The 20854-nt window shown below is 68.6% G+C and carries 14 protein-coding genes; 2 read left to right on the plus strand and 12 right to left on the minus strand.

The genetic code is table 11. The annotated features are described in order from the left end of the window. Positions 1-55: 55 nt before the first annotated feature. Positions 56-1534, minus strand: coding sequence for a CitMHS family transporter (locus ACFV4R_RS11925; protein WP_377202652.1), 1479 nt, complete (start codon positions 1532-1534; stop codon positions 56-58). Between the two features lie 218 nt (positions 1535-1752). On the opposite strand from ACFV4R_RS11925, the gene ACFV4R_RS11930 reads away from it, so the two are divergent. Then, a complete protein-coding gene (locus tag ACFV4R_RS11930; RefSeq protein WP_377202651.1) occupies positions 1753-3480 on the plus strand; it encodes an ATP-binding protein in 1728 nt (575 codons plus the stop codon). Beyond that, positions 3473-4135 (plus strand): response regulator, encoded by a 663-nt coding sequence (locus ACFV4R_RS11935; RefSeq protein ID WP_377202650.1) that lies wholly within the window; start codon positions 3473-3475, stop codon positions 4133-4135. Before ACFV4R_RS11930 ends, ACFV4R_RS11935 begins: the two co-directional genes overlap by 8 nt. 23 nt (positions 4136-4158) lie before the next feature. On the opposite strand, the gene ACFV4R_RS11940 is transcribed toward ACFV4R_RS11935, so the two are convergent. From ACFV4R_RS11940 to ACFV4R_RS11990, 11 genes are all read right to left on the minus strand, one after another. Next, positions 4159-4539: a RidA family protein gene (locus tag ACFV4R_RS11940; protein WP_056083604.1), complete on the minus strand. Its 381-nt coding sequence runs from the start codon at positions 4537-4539 to the stop codon at positions 4159-4161. A gap of 49 nt (positions 4540-4588) precedes the next feature. Further along, positions 4589-5092: a GNAT family N-acetyltransferase gene (locus ACFV4R_RS11945; RefSeq protein ID WP_377202649.1), complete on the minus strand. Its 504-nt coding sequence runs from the start codon at positions 5090-5092 to the stop codon at positions 4589-4591. A gap of 99 nt (positions 5093-5191) precedes the next feature. Next, a complete protein-coding gene (locus tag ACFV4R_RS11950) occupies positions 5192-6001 on the minus strand; it encodes an inositol monophosphatase family protein (protein ID WP_377202648.1) in 810 nt (269 codons plus the stop codon). Beyond that, positions 5998-8310 carry an NAD-dependent DNA ligase LigA gene (gene ligA / locus ACFV4R_RS11955; RefSeq protein WP_377202647.1) on the minus strand — a complete coding sequence of 771 codons (2313 nt, stop codon included), beginning with the start codon at positions 8308-8310 and terminating at the stop codon, positions 5998-6000. Before ligA ends, ACFV4R_RS11950 begins: the two co-directional genes overlap by 4 nt. Positions 8311-8348: 38 nt before the next feature. Next, on the minus strand, positions 8349-8984 hold the full coding sequence (locus ACFV4R_RS11960; protein ID WP_377202646.1) for a hypothetical protein: 636 nt from the start codon (positions 8982-8984) through the stop codon (positions 8349-8351). A gap of 117 nt (positions 8985-9101) precedes the next feature. After that, positions 9102-13547, minus strand: a complete 4446-nt coding sequence (locus tag ACFV4R_RS11965; protein WP_377202645.1) for an FtsK/SpoIIIE domain-containing protein — start codon at positions 13545-13547, stop codon at positions 9102-9104. After that, positions 13544-14248: a hypothetical protein gene (locus ACFV4R_RS11970; RefSeq protein WP_377202644.1), complete on the minus strand. Its 705-nt coding sequence runs from the start codon at positions 14246-14248 to the stop codon at positions 13544-13546. The genes ACFV4R_RS11965 and ACFV4R_RS11970 overlap by 4 nt, the downstream gene beginning before the upstream one ends. 85 nt (positions 14249-14333) lie before the next feature. After that, the gene (locus ACFV4R_RS11975) at positions 14334-16154 is read right to left on the minus strand and encodes a protein kinase (protein ID WP_377202643.1); all 1821 of its coding nucleotides are present in this window, start codon (positions 16152-16154) and stop codon (positions 14334-14336) included. Further along, positions 16151-18208, minus strand: coding sequence for an FHA domain-containing protein (locus ACFV4R_RS11980; protein WP_377202642.1), 2058 nt, complete (start codon positions 18206-18208; stop codon positions 16151-16153). The genes ACFV4R_RS11975 and ACFV4R_RS11980 overlap by 4 nt, the downstream gene beginning before the upstream one ends. Next, the gene (locus ACFV4R_RS11985; protein WP_377202641.1) at positions 18205-19176 is read right to left on the minus strand and encodes a PP2C family protein-serine/threonine phosphatase; all 972 of its coding nucleotides are present in this window, start codon (positions 19174-19176) and stop codon (positions 18205-18207) included. Before ACFV4R_RS11985 ends, ACFV4R_RS11980 begins: the two co-directional genes overlap by 4 nt. After that, a complete protein-coding gene (locus tag ACFV4R_RS11990) occupies positions 19173-20597 on the minus strand; it encodes an RDD family protein (RefSeq protein ID WP_377202671.1) in 1425 nt (474 codons plus the stop codon). Before ACFV4R_RS11990 ends, ACFV4R_RS11985 begins: the two co-directional genes overlap by 4 nt. Positions 20598-20854: the final 257 nt, after the last annotated feature.

Consider the following 20854-nt stretch of genomic DNA (forward strand, 5'->3'; position numbering starts at 1 on the left):
GCACCTTTCGCTGCCGTTGGCCGGCTCCGGAGGGCCAGCCGCAGGCAGCAACAGACTAGCCGATCCCGATGGCTCCGGTCAGCATGCCGATTCCCAGCATGACGAGGGACACCACTGCGGCGCGCCACAGGACCTTCTTGTGGTGGTCGCCGAGGTCAACCTTGGCGAGGGACACCAGCAGCAGGATGGCCGGCACCAGCGGGCTCTGCATGTGGAACGGCTGGCCGGTGATGGAGGCCCGGGCCATTTCGGCGGCGCCGATGCCGTAGTGTGCTGCGGTCTCGCTCAGGACCGGCAGGACGCCGAAGTAGAAGGCATCGTTGCTCATGAAGAACGTCATGGGGATGCTGAGCAGGCCGGTGATGACTGCCATGAGCGGGCCCATGCTGGACGGGATGATCTGCACCAGCCAGGCGGACATGGCTTCCACCATGCCGGTGCCGGTGAGCACGCCGGTGAGGACGGAGGCTGCCATGACCATGCTGACCACGGCCACGATCGAGGAGGAGTGTGCCACGAGCTGGGCGCCCTGGTCCTTGACCTTGGGGAAGTTGACCAGCAGCGCAATGGCGGAGCCCACCATGAAGACGTAGGGCAGCGGCACGAGGTCGGCGATGAGCATGGCCATGACGGCCACGGTCAGGCCCAGGTTGAACCAGAACAGCTTGGGGCGCAGCGTGCTGCGGTTGGGGTCCAGTGCGGTGTCTGCCATGGCGGCGTCGTGGTCATCCACGAGCGTCTCGGTGCGTTCGAGCACGGCCACGGAACCGCCGTCGCCTGAACCGCCTGCGGGGACTGATCCGCCGGGGTTGTTGCCCTTGTGTCCACGGCCTGCGCCGGAACCGGCGGCCGAGCCGGCGGGAGCGCCGCCGTCGAACTCTGCTGCGGTATCGGGTACGCCCCAGATTTCGGGCTGGGTGCTGCGGAGGCGGTTGCGTTCCTGAAGGCCGAGGATCCAGGCGAAGACGAGGACCACAACGATGCCGCCGATCAGCGACGGAATCATGGGCACGAAGACATCGTTGACGTCGATCTTCAGGGCGGTGGCGGCGCGGGCCGTGGGACCGCCCCAGGGGACGATGTTCATGGTGCCGTTGGCGAGGCCGGCGACGCAGGTGAGGACCACGGGGCTCATCTTCAGGCGCAGGTAGATCGGCAGCATGGCCGCGGTGGTGAGGATGAAGGTGGTGGAGCCGTCACCGTCGAGGGAGACGGCGGCGGCCAGCAGGGCGGTGCCCAGGACCACCTTGGCGGGGTCGTTGCCCAGCTTGCGGAGGATGAACTTCACCAGCGGGTCGAACAGCCCGACGTCGATCATCAGGCCGAAGTAGATAATGGCGAACATCAGCAGGGCCGCGGTGGACGTCATGGACTTCATCGAGTCCAGGACCATGTCCCCGATGCCGAGGCCGGCACCTGCGAAAAGGCCAAAAACGGTGGGGACGATGATCAGCGCCAGCACTGGCGTCAACTTCTTCGTCATGATCAGCACCATGAACACCGCGATCATGGCGAATCCAAGTATTACCAGCACAGCCGGCTCCTTCTTGTGAACGGCACCACAGCGTTGTGATGCGTGCTACAGACTGTAGGGTGGCGGACGTCACGGCCGTGCCTTTGGCTCAATTGATTGGCATACTGCTTATTGGGAGCATTTTGCTCATTGTGCTCACGCGGTATCCGCTCTCGCGATGCCCCGCAGATGACGCAATACCCAGGAAGCTATCCGGCCCGCGCCAGTCAAGGAGGATCATGCAGCGCTCCGTGCCGCGCACCCCGCTGCGGTTCTCCACCCAGACCCTCCTCTTGCAGCTGGGCGTGGTGCTTTTGGTGGTTCTGCTCAGCGCCGCCGTCCATACCTGGCTCACCTATGACCGGGTGGGCAGCGAAGCGGAAAACCAGGCCCTGACGCTGGCACGCACCGTGGCCTCGGACCCCGAAGTCCGCGCCGATGTGCTGGCCATCAGCGGTGAGGAAGGGACTCCCCCGCCAGCTGAGCTGGCGTCCGGTCCCCTGCAGGTCTCCGCCGAAGCGGCGCGCACCCGCACCGGGGCACTGTTCGTGGTGATCACCGACGAAGAGGGCATCCGCCTGGCCCACCCGGACCCCCAGCGGCTCGGCGAAAAGGTCAGCACCGATCCGTCCGAGGCGCTGTCGGGACAGGAGGTCACCACCCGCAATACCGGGACGCTGGGGGCATCGGCGGGAGCGAAGGTCCCGGTCTATGCCGCAGACAACTCCGCAGTGGTGGGCGAGGTCAGCGTCGGCTACTCGATGGAAACGGTGGGCCAGAGCGTAGCCCGGGACATCGGACCCGTGGCCCTCACCGCCGCCGGCGCCCTGCTGGCCGGCATCCTGGGCTCGTTCCTGCTGCGCCGCCGGCTGCAGCGGCTCACGCTGGGGCTGGAACCGGAAGAGATCAGCACGCTGGTCCACGACCAGGTTGCCGTGCTCCAGGGCGTGGACGACGGCGTAATCGGCGTCTCGGCAGACGGCCGGGTAAGTGTCTTCAATGCCGCGGCGCAGCGCATGCTCGGGCTGCCTGACCTGGCCGGCACGCGCTGGGAGGACGCCCCGGTGCCGGACCAGCTGACTTCCCTGACCAGCCCGGACCGGCCGGCCGCCGATGCCGTGGAGCTGGTGGCCGGCGGGCGGGTGCTGGTGGCCAATGCCCGCAAGGCCCTGCACGGGCGGGAGGACCTGGGCTGGGTGGTGATGCTCAGGGACCGCACTGAACTGCAGGAACTCACCCGGCAGCTGGACGCCGTTGGCACCATGTCCACCGCACTCCGCGCCCAGCGCCACGAATTCGCCAACCAGCTCCACACGCTGGCGGGATTCATGAGCATCGGGCAGCACCGGCAGGCACGCGACTACCTTGCCACCCTGGCCGCCACCGGGCCACTGAAGTTCCCCGTGGAGCAGGCCGAGCTGCTCCAGGACCCCTACCTGCAGGCTTTCGTGGGCGCCAAGGGCGTGGAGGCCGACGAACGGGGCGTGTCCCTGCGGATCGGCCCGGAAACCCTGGTCCGGGGCCAGGTGACCGAGGCGCAGGACGTCACCACCGTCCTGGGCAACCTGATCGATAACGCGGTTAATGCCGCCGTGACCGGTGCCGCAGCGGAGAAATGGGTGGAGCTTGAGGTGCTGGACGAGCCGGGCGACAACGGCGGCACGCTGCACGTCGTGGTCGCGGACTCGGGTGACGGGCTGGCCGAGGGAACGGACACGGAGGCGGTGTTCGCCGAAGGGTTCACCACCGCCACAGGCGCGCTGAACAGAAACAACCGTAACGGCGGCGGGCAGGGCTTCGGACTGGCCCTCGCCCGGCAACTGGCGCGCCGCCGCGGCGGGGACGTCACGGTGCTGGACCGCGGCAGCAGCGGCGGGCCGGGCGCGGTGTTCATGGCCACCCTGCCGCACACCACCGCGGGCGCTGCCGCCCAGGCTTCCGATGAAGGAAAGGACCAGAATGGCTGACGACTTCCGGGTGCTGATCGTGGATGACGACTTCCACGTCGCCAAACTGCACGCCGCCTACGTGGACTCGGTGGCCGGGTTCCTGGCGCTGGCCCCCGTTGGGACGGCGTCACTGGCATTGCAGGCCATCCACAGCCTCCGGCCGGACCTGGTGTTGCTGGATGTCTACCTGCCGGACGCTTCCGGGCTTGACCTGCTGCAGCAACTGGACGTGGACACCGTGATGCTCAGCGCAGCGTCAGACACCGCATCCGTCCGGGTGGCCTTCCGCCGCGGCGCCCTGGGTTACCTACTGAAGCCGTTCACGGCGGATGCGTTGTCACAGCAGCTCCGGTCCTACGCCAGGTATCGGCGGCTGATGGCCCAGCCGGGGGCCCTTGACCAGGAGTCCCTGGAACGGGCCAAGAGATCGCTCATACCGGGCGACGTCACGCCGTCGGCCAAGCCGCGCTCCGCCACCGAGGCTGCGGTGCTGGATTCACTGGAACCGGGCCAGCAGTACTCCGCTGCGGAGGTCGCGGCGCGGGTGGGCGTTTCGCGGGCCACGGCGCAACGGTACCTGTCATCGCTGGCGGACGATGGCGCCGTGGACATTCAGCTCCGGTACGGGACCACCGGCAGGCCGGAGCACCGCTACGGCCTGCCGGTGGCCTGACGCCGGTCCGGCCGCCAGGCAGCTCAGGCGCTTTTCTGGGCCACCAGTTCGATTTCGACCAGCATCTTCGGGTCGAGGAACGGCAGGACGTGAACCAGGGACAGGGTGGGGCGGATCTCGCCGAAGACCTCGCCATGGGCGCGGCCGGCGTCTTCCCACTGGCTGATGTCCGTCAGGTACAGCTTGGACTGGACCACGTCCCCGTAGCCGAACCCGGCATCGGCGAGGACATCGCCCAGCTTCTGCAGGATGAACTGCGTCTGGGTGTAGAAGTCTTCGCCCACGATCCCGTTCTCGCCGCTTGCCGCGGTGGCCGAGATATACAGGGTGTTGTCCACCTGGACGGCGCGGGAGTAGCCGAGGGACTGTTCCCAGACGGAACCGGTGCCGTAGGTTTTGCGCATAGCGGGGCCTTTCAACAATGGAATGCGGGTCGGCACCACTGTAGGGCGGCTACAGGTCCAGCCGGTAAACCAGCAGCTTTATGTCGGTTCCGGGGACAAGCCAGTCGCGTTCGGGGACCCGGCGGAAGCCCGTGGTGCGGTAAAGCCCGTGGGCGCTTTCCCAGGTCTGGCCCGTGGTGAGGGCTACGGCGTTGATGCCGGTAAGGGACCGGGCGTGCTCGATGATGGCCTCCACCATGGCCCGGCCGGCGCCGCTGCGCTGCATGGCGGGATCCACCACCAGCATCCGGAATTCGAGCTCATCCTCCAGGGCTATGTCCGCGTACGGCTCGCCCGCCAGCGCCAAAGTTACCGATCCCACCACCGCTCCCCCGCGTTCGGCGACCCAGATGGTGGCCTGGCCGGCGCGGTCGGCCACGTCCTGCACCTTGACCATGTAGGGGTGCGCGGCGTCCTCAAAGTAGCCGGCGGCCAAGTAGGAGTCGCGGGTGATGCGGGCAACGGCGTCGTAATCCGATTCGACGGCGGTGCGGATGGTTATCTGCGGATGCACCCGTCTATGGTAGTGCTGCCGGGCGCACCGGCGGACGGAAACAGCCTTTTCCGTGATTGAGCTATCACTCTGCGGATACCGCCGGGGCCGGCGTCCCGGTCAGAGCGGGAACCTGCCCGAAAGCTCCAGGCCGGCAGCACAGGTCCAGGCGTCCAGCCGTTCCTGGTCTGAAGGTCCGCCGTCCAATGGACTGGTGAGCCGCGGACGCCGCACCCAGCACCCGGCTTCCTCGGCGATGAGGGCACCGGCCGAGAAGTCATGCTCGTTCAGGCCCCGTTCCCCGTAGGCGTCGTGCGTCCCGTCGGCCACCATACAGAGGTCCAGCGCCGCTGAGCCGAGCCGGCGGACGTCGGCAAATCCGTCGGCCAGCTCAGCGAACTGGGCGGCCTGCTGGGACCGGACCGCGGGGTCATAGCTGAAGCCCGTGGCCAGGATCTGGCCCGTCCGGCCCGGCACCGGACCGTCCAGGCGGGTGGTCCGGCCGTCTTCCTCCAGCCAGGCTCCGGCGCCGCGGGCAGCGTAGTAGACGCGGCCAAGGGCGGGGGCGTTGACGACGCCGGCCAGCCAGGCGCCGTCGGCATCGGCCACCGCCACGGAGGTGGCGTAGTAGACGATGTTCCGGATGAAGTTGGTGGTGCCGTCCAGCGGGTCGATGGACCAGCGGTAGCCGGTGGGGTTCACGGGGCGGGTGGTCCCGTGTTCTTCACCGGTGATGCTGTCCCCCGGGCGGGCGGCCGTGATGACCTCCCGTACGGCGTTTTCCGCTGCCAGGTCGAAGGCGGTGACCCAGTCGCCGGCCGCCCCCTTGTTGCTGACGCCCAGTGCTTCGCCGTTCCGTCCGGACAGGACCCGGGCACCGGCCCGGGCCGCCGCCTTTGCGACGTCCAGGAATTCCTCCGGACCGGTCATGCCTTCTCCTCCACTGCGGCTGCCTTCTCTTCTGCCAACGCGGCGCTCTCCTCCGGGGCGTCGTCGCCGTCGGCCTCCGCGGTGTCCCCCACCGCGGCCGGGCCGCCGTCGAGCAGCAGCCGGAACCCGTCCTCGTCCAGCACGCGGATCCCCAGCTGTTCCGCTTTGTCCAGCTTGGTGCCGGCGCTTTCACCCGCCACCACGTAACTGGTGTTCTTCGACACGGACCCGGAGGCCTTGCCGCCGCGGACCAGGATGGCCTCCTTGGCTTCGTCCCGGCTGAAGTTGGGCAGCGAACCGGTCACCACCACGGTGAGCCCTTCCAAAGTGCGCGGCGTGGACTCGTCCCGCTCATCCTCCATCCGGACGCCGGCGGCAGCCCAGCGGTCCACGATCTCGCGGTGCCAGTCTTCGGCGAACCATTCCTTCAGCGCCGCAGCGATGGTGGGTCCCACCCCGTCCACGTGGGCCAGTTCTTCCTCGGAGGCTGCCCGGATCCCATCCATGGTGCCGAAAGCCTGGGCGAGTGCGCGGGAGGCGCGGGGGCCCACGTGCCGGATGGACAGCGCCACCAGCACCCGCCACAGCGGTTGGCTCTTGGCCTTGTCGAGTTCCTTGAAGAGCTTCTCCGTGCTGGCCGTGGGTTTGGACGGGGACTTAGCGGTGCCCTTGCTGTAGAAGTAGGGCACCAGCTCGTACTCGCCGGTGGCAACCCCCTTGGACCGCTTCTCACGCCGGATCTTCACGTCGGCGAGGTCTTCCGGGGTGAGGTCGAACAGTGCAGCCTCCGATGTCAGCGGCGGCACGTCCGGCTCGGTGGGCTGCGTCAGCGCGATGGCGGCTTCCCAGCCCAGCGCCTCGATGTCGAACCCGCCGCGCCCGGCGAGGTGGAAGACCCGCTCGCGGAGCTGGGACGGGCAGGACTTCCCGTTGGGGCAGCGGATGTCCACGTCCCCTTCCTTGGCCGGTGCCAGCGGCGTGCCGCAGGCAGGGCATTCGGTGGGCATCACGAAATCGCGGACGGGCGGATCCTGCTGGTCGCGCAGGGCCAGGACGGGTCCCACGATTTCGGGGATGACGTCGCCGGCCTTGCGAAGGACCACGATGTCGCCGATCTTCACGCCCTTGGCCTTGACCACGTCCTGGTTGTGCAGGGTGGCCATCTCCACCGTGGAGCCGGCCACCTTGACCGGTTCCATCATGCCGAAGGGGGTCACCCTGCCGGTGCGGCCCACGTTGACCTGGATGTCGAGCAGCTTCGTGTGCACTTCCTCCGGCGGGTACTTGTAGGCCACAGCCCAGCGCGGCACGCGGGTGGTGTAGCCGAGGGCCCGCTGGGTGGCGAAGTCGTCCACCTTGATGACGATGCCGTCGATTTCGTGGAGGAGTTTGTGGCGCTGCTCGCCGTACTTGCTGATGAACCCCAGAACGTCGGTGCGGGCCTCCAGCACTTCGAAGTAGGGGCTGACGGGCAGGCCCCATTCCTTGAGCAGGGCGTAGGTTTCGGACTGGCTGCGGGCTTCGAGGCCTTCACGGGCGCCGATGCCGTGGACGAACATCTTCAGCGGCCGCTTGGCGGTTTCCGCCGGGTCCTTCTGCCGGAGCGAGCCTGCCGCGGCGTTACGGGGATTGGCCAGCGGGGCCTTGCCCGCTTCGATCAGTGCCTCGTTGAACTCGGCAAACGCCTTGGAGGGGATGAACACCTCGCCGCGGACTTCCACTTCCGCCGGGTAGCCTTCCCCGCGCAGCTGCTGCGGGATTTCCTTGATGGTCAGCACGTTGTGGGTGATGTCCTCACCCGTGGTGCCGTCGCCGCGGGTGGCAGCGCGGACCAGTTTCCCGTCGCGGTAGAGCAGGTTGACGGCGAGTCCGTCGATCTTGAGTTCGGTCAGCCAGGCGGCCTTGGCGGTGCCGTCCCCCAGCTTGGCGATGCTGGCTTCGGCCCGGTTGAGCCAGGCTTCGAGCTCCTCGATCGAGAAGACGTCCTCGAGGCTGTACATCCGCTGCAGGTGTTCGACGGCGGCAAAGGCTGCCGAGGCTTCCCCGCCCACTTCCTGGGTGGGCGAATCATTGGCCACCAGTTCCGGATGCAGCGCCTCAATTTCTTCCAGGCGGCGGAACAGGGTGTCGAACTCCGCATCGGACACCAGGGGTGCGTCGTCCTGGTAATACGCGAACCGGTATTTCCTGATGAGGTCCGACAGGTTTTCGTATTCCTCCCGGATGGCATCGGACGGGATGCTTTCACGTCCATTCTGCGCGGCGGTCCCGGTGTCGGTCTGTTGTGCTGTGCCTTCTCCTGTGCTCACAGACCTATCTTGCCCTACCGGTGCGACAGCCAGCCGTGTCAGTGGGTGCGCGGGCGGTTCCTGATCCACCAGGTGAACGCACCGCCGCCGGCGCCCACCAGTAGGATGCCCGCGGCCACCACGGGAAGGTCGAGGCCGCCGCGGCCGGACATTTCCGCGCGGGACACGGCTGCCGCCTGGGTTGCCTCGGCGGATGTGGTCACCGGAGTGTTCCAGGCGGAGTCCGACGACGGCGCCGCGGTTGTAGGGGCGGCGCCGCCTGTGCTGGGGGCTGCAACGGACGGGTCCGGCAATGTTTCCGGGTCCGTGCCGTGGGTTGCCGGGGCATCTGGTGCGGTGGGGCTGCTGGTTGCCGGCGGCGCAGCGGGAACCGTGGATGTGGGGGCAGCCGACGTCGGCAGGACCGGCTGCGGCGCGGGAGAGGACGGTGTTGGTGGGCCCGGCCGGTCGGCCGGTTTCGTCCTGGTGGGCCGGACTGGCTCGGTGGCCGGGGTGGTGGGTTCCGGGCTGCAGTCGTCCTCACAGCCGGGCGCGGTGGTGGCAGTCGCCGATCCTGTGGGTTCAGGTGAATCGGCCAGGGCGGGCCCACCGGCGGGGAGGGTTATGGAGGCGGCCAGGACGGCTGCGGACGCCGTGGCCAGGACAGCGCGAAGCGCCGGAGAAGAGGGGGGCATTGTTACCTTTCAGGGCCCGCAGTCCCCCGCTGCGGCTATCTGGTTCCTGTCCAGTCTTCTATAACGCGCCGAAGGGCCGCAAATCCATCGATTTGCGGCCCTTCCGTGATAAACGCTTCAGTCCCTGTTTTCCGGCGGCAGCGCCACCTGGATTTTCCGGGCCTTTCCGCGGCCCACAATGTACCCGCGGCCGGGGATGAATTCGGGGCTGACCCGTCCCAGCGAAGTGTTCAGCAGGCTGTCGCCCTCGATGTCACCGGGGTTGAGCAGCAGGCCCCGGCGGCCGGACTTGAACGGCTGGGCAAGCTGCCAGGCCGAGGACCACGTGGACGACTCGGACTCGCCAACCACCCACTGATCAGCCTTGATGGAGGCCGTGACCAGCTGCGCCATTCCGGATTCGGCCATGGTGTCGGTGAACTCCGTCAGGCCCTCGATGAAGATGGCCAGGCGTCCCGGGTTGCCGGAGGAATGCTCCACCAGGTCCTCCACCACGTCGGCGAGGTCGTCGGGACCCACCACTGAGCGGTTCCACAGCGGCAGTGAGGCCACGGCGGAGCGGCGGGCACCGATGTAGATCAGTTCCACGTCCGGGTTGGAGCGGCGGAGGGCGTAGGCAAGGGTGACCAATGCCACGGTCCGGCCGGCGCCCGGAGGGCCGCCCACCAGCAGCGGTCCGCGGGCCATGATCTCCGCCGGCTGGAGTGTTTCGTCGTCGACGCCGATGACCGGCAGTTCCGGACTGCCGGCGGGCAGGACGTCCAGGTCCACCTGGTCCGGGAGCCGCTCGATGCCGGGGGCGGTGTCCAGCCCCTGGCGGAGCATCGCTTCGCTGAGCTTGTGGACTTCGCGGGCCTGCAGCGCCAGGTTGGAGTTTCCGCCCAGCACGGCAAGCTGGACTTCCAGCCCGTCCAGCAGCCCGCGGCCCGGCGGAGACGTGGCGCCGAGGACATCGCGGGGAACGTCCATCGAAATGTAATCGTCCTCGGATGACATGCGCAGCACCAGGCGCCGCTGGATGGAGGCGAGCAGCGATGCCGGGACGGCGTTGGGACGGTCGCCGGAGACCACCAGGTGGATTCCAAGCGTGCGGCCGTCGGTGGCCAGCTGGAGGAAGATGTCCCACAGTCCGGACAGGCGGCTGTGTTCGTAGGCTTCGCGGAACGCGGACATGCCGTCCACCAGGACGAAGATCCGCTTTTCGTCGGGCCGGTTGGCCAGCCTGCGGTACTCGACGATGGTGGACGCCCGGACCTCGGCGAAGCGTGTGGAACGCTGTTCGGCGATGTCCCGCAGCAGGCGCAAAAGCCGCCCCACGCGTTCGACGTCGTCGCCGTTGATGACCTCACCCACGTGCGGCAGCTCTTCGAGCATCCGCAGGCCTGACGAGCCGCAGTCGATGCCGTACACGTGCACCGGGCCGCCGCGGGGCGTCACCGCCGCGGCGATGGCAATACCACGCAGGGCGGCGGACTTGCCCGAGCCGCCCGTGCCGTAGATGGCCATGTTGCCGTCCCGGTCCGGTTCGTAGAACACGGTGGGCTGGTCCTGGCGAACGGGATCGTCGGCAACGCCAAGGAGCAGTTGCTCGTCCGTGCGGGGGTTGGGCAGCTTGGAGAAATCGTAGGTCTTGGCAAGCTCGTCCAGCCACGGCTTGCGGGGCGGCGCGATGTCAAGGACGTCCGCCGCCCGCACGATGTTGGCGGTCATCCGTGCGATGTCGTTGGGCCCCGCGGGTTCAGCCGCGACGGGCTTTTCCGGCGCCGGAGCCTCCCAGCTCGAGCCCGAGCCGAAGGCCATCTCCACGATGTCGATCTGCGGCCGCTGCGGTTTCTCCGTGGTCCAGCCGCCGGCGTAACCGGTCTGGAAACCCTGGATCCGGCCCGGGCCGGTCTTCGCGGCTCCGCGGCCCGGAATCCCCGGATCGAAATACGCGGCGTCCGGGACTCCCAGGATGTCCGTGGCGTCATCCTCGTCAGCCATGCGCAGCGCCACGCGCAGGTTGGTATTGGCGCGCAGGCTGTCCTTGATGACGCCGGCCGGGCGCTGGGTGGCCAGGATGAGGTGCAGGCCCAGCGACCGTCCGCGGGCTGCCACATCCACCACGCCGTCCACGAACTCAGGCACTTCGTTGGCGAGCGCCGCGAATTCGTCCACGATGATGATGAGGTACGGCGGCGCGTCGGGATCGGCTTCGCGCTGGAGGGCCAGCAGGTCCTTCGCCTTCTTCCGGTTCAGCAGCTGCTCACGGTAGTGCAGCTCCGCGCGCAGCGACGTCAGTGCCCGCCGAACCAGATGCGGGGACAGGTCGGTGACCAGGCCCACGGTGTGCGGCAGGTTGATGCAATCGGCGAACGCAGCACCGCCCTTGTAGTCCACGAACAGGAAGCTGACCCGGTCCGGGCTGTAGGCGGATGCCATGCCCATCACCCAGGACTGCAGGAACTCGGACTTGCCGGCACCGGTGGTACCGCCCACCAGGGCGTGCGGGCCTTCGTTCTTCAGGTCCAAGTACAGCGGTTCGATGCCCTTGGATCCCACCAGGGCCCGGAGCGTGCCGTTATCCTTGCGGTTCGCAACCGCGGAGGAGTGCACGGAGTTGTTCTCCGACCAGCGCTCGGCCACGGCCTGAGGGTTGTCCAGGAAGTCCTTGCCAATCAACGTGGCGTAGGACACGGCGCGCGGCAGGTCGGAGTCATCGTTGACGGGCTTGCCCACATCGACCACCGGCGCGAGCATGCGGGCCAGCTGGCCGGCCAGCTCGGCGTCGACGCTTTCGCAGCTCACCGGGTAGGTGTGCCGCCCCAGGCGGACCTGGCCGGTGGTGGTGCCGTGATCGCCGTCCACCACCATGAAGTCCCGGCAGGCAGCCGGGAGGGCCTGGATGTCGGTGGCCACCCACATGACGTGCACGCCTGAGTCCGGTCCCCGTTCGGCGAGCCGGGTGAGGCGCCCGCGGTCCACCGGCGCGTCGTCCTCCACGATCAGCAGCACGGTGGGCAGCACGGGTGCTTCGAGTTCGTGCTTGGCGGGGTCCATCTCCTGGCGCAGCTCAGGTGCCTGCCGCTTCACCGCGGCCTCCCGCGCGTCGAGCAGGTCTTCAAGCCGGGCCAGCAGCGATGAGCCGCCGGCGGACCCTGCGGCCAGGTGGTCTCCGGACAGGGGGCTGTGGCCGGAACCGACGTGCGGCAGCCACTGCAGCCAGTCCCAGCGCTCCCGGGACTGCGCCGAGGTGATGGCTGTGAGGACCACTTCGGCTGGCGAGTGGAGGCCTACCAACTGCAGGACGATTCCGCGGGCCACGTCATCCACCAGGCCGCGGGCGCCGGCGATGCCCAGGGACCCGGAGGTGCGCAGCTGCGAGACGATGGGGACGCCTTCGATCTCCCGGAACTGCTTCAGGCAGTCCTGGATCTCCCGGGCGTACTGCACCTCGGTGTCGTTGTTGGACGGTTCTTCGAGCCGGACCCGGGAGGGCGCGGTGCCCAGCCCGAACCGCAGCCCCAGGAACGTTTTGTGTTCGGGGCGGTGCGTCCACAGCAGCGGGCCGAGTTTATAGATCGCGTCAACGGTGTCGCTGACGGACGGTGCTTCCTGCAGCCGGACGGCACGCTCCACCTTCTGCAGCTCGGTGATGTCCTCCCGGAAGGCGGCCATCGATGCGCGGAAGTGCTTGTGGCCATCCTTCTGCTGCTTCCTGTTGCGCATCTTCTGGTCCACGTAGTGGCCAATGATGAACAGCGGCATCATCATCATGAAGATCACGGACAGCGGGTTGCGGGTGACCGCGAAGATGACTCCGCCCATCATCAGCGGCGCAATCAGCATGATGTAGGGGAAGGGGTGGTCCTCCGGCCGCTTGGGCCCGGACGGGACCACGCGCTTGGGTTCCTCGAACCGCGGAACCACCCGTGGCGAACGGTTGAAGTCCAGCAGGGGCGACGTCGGTGCTGCCGCCCGGTTGTGGCCCAGCGGTACCACCGTGACGGTGGTGTCGCCGAGGGTGACGGTGTCGGAGGAGTTGAGCCGTGCACGGGTCACCGGCAGGCCATCCATGAGCAGTCCGTTGGCGGAGTTGGTGTCCACGATTTCGACGCCCTCGGCCACCGTGATGCGGGCATGCCGCTTGGAGGTCAGGGGGTCGGTGAGCCTGATGTCCACGTCCCGGTCCCGGCCGATGTAGCTGGTGCCGGTGGGCAGCGAAAATTCCTTGCCGACGTCGGGCCCGGACAGCACGCGCAGGGTGGCCGCAGCAGGACCCCGTCCGGCGCCGGCCTCATGGAACTGGTCGCTGACCTGGGCCAGCGAGACCACCGAACCCGGCCGCAGGCCGGACTCCAGGAGGTTGTCTTCGCGGGCCAGGACGTTGCCGCTGATGCCTCCGCCAACGAAGGCCTCGTCGATGCGCAGGGACAGGTTGTCCGGTGCGGGGCGTCCCTTTCGGTCCGGGTCCGCGGCCCACAGGACGGTGGCGATGTCCGCCACGGTGGCCAGGCCGTCCACGGTGACGGCCAGGTCCTTGGTTTCCGCCGGGTCCCGGCGGAGTGTCAGCCGGATCCTCATCCTTCGTCCACGCCCCTCATCTTTTCCAGCAGGTACAGGTCATCGGGGGTCACCAGGTGGGAGGTGACGGCGTGCTCCACCAGGCGGGCACGCCGGTTGGTGGCGAGCTTCCCGCCGCCGCCGCGCAGGCCCACCACGCCCACCCGGTCAAGTTTGTCGCAGACGTTGTCGAGCTTGCGGTTGAACCGGGTCAGCGCCCAGCCCAGGGTCTTCGCGGCGGCCGCGGACGACGGGATGGCGCTGAAGCCGGTGCCCTCGCGCCGCAGCATGGGCTCGGCCAGAGCCACGATCAGAGCTTTCTGGGAGTCGGTGAACACCACCGGGCCGATGGTGGTGTCGCCGGTGCTGTCACCATCCCGGGCTTCCTGCCGGAACGACGGAGTCTTCAGGTGGACGGCGAACTCATAGGTGGTGGGCCCGGCCGTGAAGATGATGTTGGTGTGGCTGAAGACCAGCGGAATCCGGGCGCCCGGCGCCAGCCAGGCCTGCATCCCGCCGGACGCGTCAGCCACTGTGGCGGAGAGCATTCCGCCCACGTTGCTGAGCCACCAGATGCCGTCGTAGCGGGCCACCTGCAGGAACTGCCGGTGCAGGTACGGATTGTCGTCCACTTCAAGATCGCCCTCGCGGCCGATATTGAAAACGTCCTCATCCGAGGGCTCGTACCATTCACCACAGAAATCTATTGCTAGATCCCCCATATTCTGTGCCTCCTCAAGAGCGAAAGTGTTAGTGCGGCCGGCGTGCTTGCCGGGACAACGGACTGGCAGGCACGCGTGCCGGCCGTCATGAGCCTGTGCAGGCGATGGAACCCTGTTCCAGCGGGGAGAACGCGCCGTCGGTGCGGACGATCATCACCTGGACGCAAGTCTGCCCGGAGGGGTTTGCCTTGACCTGGACCGGCGGCTGCGCCACAGACTGGAACTCGCCGCCACCGCCGATGGTGTAGACACGCCATTTGTAGCTGTCGCCGTCCTTGGGCTGCGGGTTCTTCCAGGTGAACGCCACATTGCCGTCACTGCCGGCAGCCCCGGCCAGCCCTTCGACGTCAGGGACGGTCCCGTTGTCCAGGGCGTCGGCGGGCGGCTTGGATACCTGCTGGGTTTCCACCACCTTGGGCGTGCCGCCGCCGGAGTTGGCCGCCACGATGCCCACCACCGCAGCAAGGGCCAGGATGGTGCCGCCGGCTATGGCGAGCCACAGGTTCCGCTTGCCGTGGTCCTGCTTCGGCGCTTCCTCTGGCCCTTCGGCCGGCCGGTCACTTGCCGCGGGCCGGTGGACGGTGGCGTCGGCGGAGCTGGTGTGTGCGTCCTCAGCGCCGTGGACCGGCGCCCCATAGTTGGGCTGGGTGCCGCCGCTGCCGCGCAGGACGGTGGACTGGGACCATTCGTGCGGGCCGTCGTCGTCCGTTGCCTCCTTGCCGAAGATGCTGCCGGGGACGCGGGCCTGCGTCGCGGCGTTGCGTCCTTCCGCCGTGGCAGGCGGCCAGGTTCCGGCTGCAGGGGCGGTGAAGCGCGACGGCGGCGCGACGGCTTGGCTGCCCGGCCCCGCCGTTGTGTTTCCGGTTCCGGTGGTCCCGGTGCCATTGCCTCCTGCCCCGGATCCGGGAGCCTGCGGCCACGTGCGCGCCGGGAAGGTGGGTGCGCTGCCGGTCCGCTCCGGGTCGATCGATGCGATGCTCCGGACCCGGGTCTCCTCGGTGCCCTCGTCCGGGTGGTTCTCTTCCTGCTGCGGTTCTTCGAGGACCTCGAAGGGGGTGACGGAGAGGTTCAGCTCGGCCTGGATGCGCTGCAGCGCAAGGGCGAACGCGTGCGCGGAGGAATACCGTGACTGGGGCGACTTGGCCATGGCGGTGGCCAGGGCAAGCTCCAGGGATTCCGGCACGTCCGCGCGGCCCAGGCGCGGAACCGGGGTGTTGCTGATGCGGTTGATCAGTTCGCGCTGGGAGTTGTCCGCCCCAGGCAGCACGAAGGGCGAACGGCCCGCCAGGAGTGTGTAGAGCGTGGCACCAAGCGCCCAGACGTCCACCATGACGCCGTCCACGCTGCCGTCGCGGAACTGTTCGGGCGGGGACCACGGGATGGACATGCCGGAGTCGTCGTCGCTGTCACCGGCGAGGGTGCCGGAGATGCCGAAGTCGGTCAGGGCCGGACGGTTGTAATCCGTCACCAGGATGTTGGCGGGCTTGATGTCGCGGTGGGCAATGCCTGCCCGGTGTGCCGTTTCGACGGCGGAGGCCACCTGGATGCCGACGGCCAGCACCTCATCCACGCTGAACCGCTGGCGGCGGTAGCGCACGTCCAGGCTGGGCCGGGAGCAGTACTCCATGGCCAGGTACGAGTGCCCGCCATCGGTCACTTCCGCTTCGAAGATGGTGACGATGTAGGGATGGGAGGACAGCTGGGCCATCAGGTTGGCCTCGGACTCGAACCGGCGGCGCGCGCCCTCGGTCTTCAGGTCCGAGAGCAGCACCTTGACGGCCACCCTGCGGCGCGGCCTGTCCTGCTCGTAGAGGTAGACATCAGAGAACCCGCCGGAACCGAGCAGGCTGATGTAAGTGAACCCCGGGATGCGGGGCGGCGGCGCTACGGGCCGTTTGGAACTCAAGGAATCTCCTCAAAACGCAGCGAGATGTTATCGCCCAGCTCGGCGATGTCACCGTCCAGCAGGATGGCCATCTCGTTCTGGGCCAGGCGCCGCGGGGGCTGCCCCTGCCGCACCAGGACTGTGCCGTTGGTTGCCTTGAGGTCGCACAGCATGACGTGCCAGCCTTCCAGCCGGACCTCCACGTGGGACCTTGAGATGTCGCCGCTGGGGCTGGGCACCTGGACCAGGCGCGGCATGCCGCCGCCCTGGACCCGGGACACTGATGGCTGCCGGCCGATCACCAGGGACTGGTCAAGGTCCAGCAGTTCTCCGGTGGACAGGCGCATCCGGCCCAGGCGGGGGCGGCCCACCTGCACGGCGTCCTGGGGCAGGGACGCCCCGCACTCGGTGCAGGCCGAGCGGATGGGCGGGTTGGCATGACCCTGCGGGCACACCCGGGCCAACACCAGCGGACCGCTGGCAGGAGCCGAACCGTCCGTACCGGGCCCGCCCGAAGTGGCAGGTGCCTGCTGCCCGGTGGGGAGGCTGCTCTTCATGACCGTCTGGCCGTCATGGTCATCGTCAAAGCCGGTGGGCGACGGCCCTGGCCCGGGTGCCGGCGGGTAGCTGTTCGGCGGGGCTGTTCCCCACTGCTGTGCCGGCGTAGGCGCTCCAAAAGCCGGTGGTGCTGCCGGCGGTGTCCCGTTCGAAGCCGGTGCCGGGGTGAACGGCTCGGGGGCAGGTGCTTGCGCGTTCCCCGCTCCCCCGGTCCGCCAGGGCACTGACTCGATGAGCAGGCCCGTGGCCGGTTTGGGGGCATCGGCAGGAGAAGGGCCCGCGCCGTCCTGGACCCCCGCTTCGTCCGCTTCGTCGTGCGGCAGCGGATGCTCCGATGCCGGCTGTTCAGCAGCGTCCGCGTCGGCTTCGATGGCAGCCTGCGGGGCCGCGGCCTCGATGGCAGGTGCGGACTCGTGATCGTCTTCGGCCGGTTCCTCGCGGACCGCAGCATCCTCGATGTTCCGCATGACCGTCCGCTCCCACAGGTGGTCATAGGAACTGGTCAGGTCGATGGCCGCAGGCAGGTCAGCTGCCCCGGGAACTGCCGTTTCGGCATCACGGTCCGCGCCGCCGTCCAGGTCCAGTCCGGTGGCGTCCGGTTCCGGGCCGCCGGTTTCACCGGAGGCGTTGTCCGCTGCGCCGTCTTCGATGGAGTCATTTGCGGAAGGATCATTGTCAACGATGCCGGTTTCGCCTGTACCGGCCTGTTGCGCGCCGCCGTGATCGGCATATTCGCCGTCCTCGTCCAGGACGGCGTACACGGTCTCGACGGAAACCTCTGCGCGGCCCGGCGCGACAGCCGTTGCCGGTACAGCCACATCTCCGGCGTCCGGAGATGTGGAATCAGCGGCCGGGCGGGCAGCAGCATCGCCGGCGCTGGCGGCCTCCGGAACAACTTCAGCGGTACCGGAAGAATCGACGGCAACAGCCGCCACCGGAAGGTCCGCAGCGGCAGAATCGGCCGCAGGGTCCACGGCGGTCAGGACCGTTGGCGCACCGTCAGCACCAGCGGCGGTTACGCTTTCACCGTCCGGAACGGCAGCGGCACTTGGTGCTTCCAGCGCGCCCTGCCCGGCATCCGCGCCCAGGCGGATCGCCTGGAGAAGCACCATGCCCTCACCCAGCCGAAGCTCGGGCTGTCCGGTTTCGCCTGCCCCCGGGATCATCAGGGTGCAGGCGCCCGGAACGGCAAAACTGCGTTCACTCCAGGTGGTGACGTCGCGGCCGTTCAGCTCCGCAGGTCCCTCCGGTGTTTCGACAGAGAGTTCCAGGCCGCCCCGAAGGAACACCCGCAGCGGCCCGGCGAAGTCCAGGATGGCGAACGGCGGAATGCGGGACAGGTTGCCGCCGGCGCTGCCGGTGATGGCCTGCAGCACTTCGTAGACCTCGGTCTTCCCGGCAATGAGGTTCCACACGGAATCGGCGAGGGCCGGCGGCGTATCGGGACCGAGGATAACCGCCGTGTGGGAGCGGACGATGCCCAGCCAGGTGCCGGGGACGTAGCTGGTGCCGGTCATCGCGGGGCCTCCGTGCCGTCGTCGGGTTCCTGGCCTGCAGCCTGTTCGTGCCCGGCCGCGTCCGCCTGCCCTGCGCTGTCCTCCTGTTGGGGAAGAGGCTGGGTTGTGGCCTGCACGGCTTGTCCGCGGGGCAGCGTTACCTCGTCTTCAGCGGACGGATCCCGCCGCGGAGCGGTGGTGGCTGCGCCGGCGTCGTTCAGGACGTTGCGGGCGTCCACCACTATCACCGTAATGTTGTCCCGGCCGCCGCTGCGCAGCGCGGCCTGGATCAGGGCGTCCACCGCGTCCTGGGGCTGGCCGGCAGTGCTGAGGATGCGGTGGATGTGCTCGTCGGTCAGTTCGGAGGTGAGGCCGTCGGAGCAGACCATCACCCGGTCCCCTTCTTCCACCGGAAGCAGCCAGTAGTCCGCCTCGGTTTCGTCCCCGGTGCCCAGCGCCCTGGTGACCACATGGCGGCGGGGATGCACCGTGGCCTGCTGGGGTGTGATTTCGCCGGCGTCCACGAGTTCCTGGACTTCAGAGTGGTCCACGCTGATCTGTTCGAAGCGGCCCTGGCTGAGCCGGTAGGTACGGGAGTCGCCGATGTTCATGACCAGCCAATACGGCATGCCCATCTGCTCCACCACCACCGCACCGGTCAGCGTGGTTCCCGCCCGGGCACCCGTGGCTTCCCGGATGGAGTTGTCCGCGCGCAGCAGGTACTGCTGCAGGACCGCGGCCGTGACGCTCCGGTCCCCCGTGGACAACTGCGGAATCGCTGCCAGGGTCCTGACGCACATGCCGCTGGCAATCTCGCCGGCCTCGTGGCCGCCCATGCCGTCGGCAACGGCGAAGACCGGGTCCGACGCGATGAAGGAATCCTCATTCAGCTCGCGGCGGAGTCCCCGGTCCGTCCCGTAGCCGCAGTTGAGGCTCAGGCCCGGGCCCGGCTGCGTGGTGGAGGGAACACTGGCGGGCTGTTGGTTCATGCCTGTCCTAGGTAAAAGGTCCGGTCGCCAAAGTGGACGCTGGAACCGGGGGAAACGAAAGTCGGGACACCTGCCGCGAGGGGCGTTCGGAGTCCGTCGGGCGTGGTCACGGCACTGCCGTTGGTGGAGTTCCGGTCGGTCACCCAGATGCCGGCCCCGTCAGTCAGGACGTGCAGGTGGGTCTTGGAGATGGACCGTCCGGGGTCGTCGACGGCGAGGAGCTGGGCGTGCTGTTCGCCTGCGGAGCCTACGGGGTTGCGGCCTACCAGGACGCTGCGGTCGAGCTGGAAGTCGCGGCCGTCGTCGAGCCTGATCCGCAGCACGGCGACAGGCGCCGGGCCGGCGGTGCCGGGACGCACCTGGGTGCGTTCGACGTCGTCGTCCGCGTGCGGCTGCGCCGGAGACTGCTGCCCGGCGGACTGCTGTCCCATGCCCGCTGGCGCCGCAAATTGCTGGGCGGTCCCGGGTTGCCCGGGCTGCCATGTTGCGGGCGGTGCAGGGGCGGCTTCCGGCGCCGGAGTGCCCTGCGGTGCGAAGGACGCGGGCGAGGTGTAGGAGACGGTCTGCGCGGGGATGGTCCGGCCGTCGGGCTGGATGGCTGGCGCCGGGTGGGGCTGGACGGGCTGGACCGGGTGGGGCTGGACGGGCGCTGCAGCGGGTGCAGCGGGCGTCTGGTGGACCGGCTGCGGACCCTGTGCCTGTGCCGCATTTGTCTGCTGTGCTGCTCCGGCCGGCGCCTGGGGGGCGATGACCTGGGGCGCGCGGGCGCCCGCGACGGGCGAGAGCACCTGCTGGACGGGCGGCAGGTCCAGCGGCGCGAAGCTGTACGGGCCCTGGATGCCGCCCGTGGTGATCGGATCACGGCCCGCCTTGACGTCGAAAACAAGCGTCTTGGCGGCATTGTCGTGCCAGCCGCGCAGGCGCCCGCCCTTGTCCCAGGTATTGGAAACCACTACCAGCACGGCCCAAACGGCCGCCACCAGGAGCAGCGGCCCCAGGATGAAGAAAGCGGCGTCGAACCACTTGAATACCACCACCAGGACGGCTCCAATGAGTGTCAGCAGCACGCCGGCACCGGTCAGCAGTCCGCGCACGAACACTCCGCCGGCGCCAGGCGCATAGCCGTCATTGTCGGTGCTGCGGATCCCCATCAGGAGGTTGCCGGGCGTTTTGCCCGTCCGGGCTTCGAGGCCTGTCAGCACGGCTGCGTAAACCACGGTGATGCCCAGTCCAATGCCGCCAAACAGCACCAGGGAGGCGGTGTCGTAAATGATGAAACCACCGCTGCGGGTGCGGGTAATCCCTGCAAAGCCAATGGCGAACGTCACCACCAGGACCGCCAGCGGGAACAGCCAATCCACGACGGCAGCCCCGAGCCGCTTGCCCACGGTTGCCGGGACAAGCTGAAGGTTTCCTGCCATTCCTGTTCCTCCCCCTGGCGCGGACGCCCCTGCCGGACCTGCGGCGCTCCCCTGCACCGCTGCCGCGTTCGCGATGCCCGCGGCAGAAGTTGCCTGGGGCATTTGTACTACCGGGATAGTACCGGGAATCGGCGGCCGGTGCGCGGCAACTGGCGACGCCCGGACGTCCGTCCCTTGGTACGGCGCGGTGCCGGCGCCGGGCTGGGAGCCGGGGTTGGGGCCGGCACCGGGTACGGGAACCTGCTCCTGGTTGCGGA

The organism is Pseudarthrobacter sp. NPDC059871 (assembly GCF_042731175.1).
Taxonomy (GTDB): domain Bacteria; phylum Actinomycetota; class Actinomycetes; order Actinomycetales; family Micrococcaceae; genus Arthrobacter.

Coding starts and splice junctions, on each gene's coding strand:
- ACFV4R_RS11930 (WP_377202651.1), top strand. CDS start 1,753: ATGCAGCGCTCCGTGCCGCGCACCCCGCTGCGGTTCTCCACCCAGACC.
- ACFV4R_RS11960 (WP_377202646.1), bottom strand. CDS start 8,984: ATGCCCCCCTCTTCTCCGGCGCTTCGCGCTGTCCTGGCCACGGCGTCC.
- ACFV4R_RS11950 (WP_377202648.1), bottom strand. CDS start 6,001: ATGACCGGTCCGGAGGAATTCCTGGACGTCGCAAAGGCGGCGGCCCGG.
- ACFV4R_RS11940 (WP_056083604.1), bottom strand. CDS start 4,539: ATGCGCAAAACCTACGGCACCGGTTCCGTCTGGGAACAGTCCCTCGGC.
- ACFV4R_RS11985 (WP_377202641.1), bottom strand. CDS start 19,176: ATGAACCAACAGCCCGCCAGTGTTCCCTCCACCACGCAGCCGGGCCCG.
- ACFV4R_RS11990 (WP_377202671.1), bottom strand. CDS start 20,597: ATGGCAGGAAACCTTCAGCTTGTCCCGGCAACCGTGGGCAAGCGGCTC.
- ACFV4R_RS11935 (WP_377202650.1), top strand. CDS start 3,473: ATGGCTGACGACTTCCGGGTGCTGATCGTGGATGACGACTTCCACGTC.
- ACFV4R_RS11965 (WP_377202645.1), bottom strand. CDS start 13,547: ATGAGGATCCGGCTGACACTCCGCCGGGACCCGGCGGAAACCAAGGAC.
- ACFV4R_RS11970 (WP_377202644.1), bottom strand. CDS start 14,248: ATGGGGGATCTAGCAATAGATTTCTGTGGTGAATGGTACGAGCCCTCG.
- ACFV4R_RS11980 (WP_377202642.1), bottom strand. CDS start 18,208: ATGACCGGCACCAGCTACGTCCCCGGCACCTGGCTGGGCATCGTCCGC.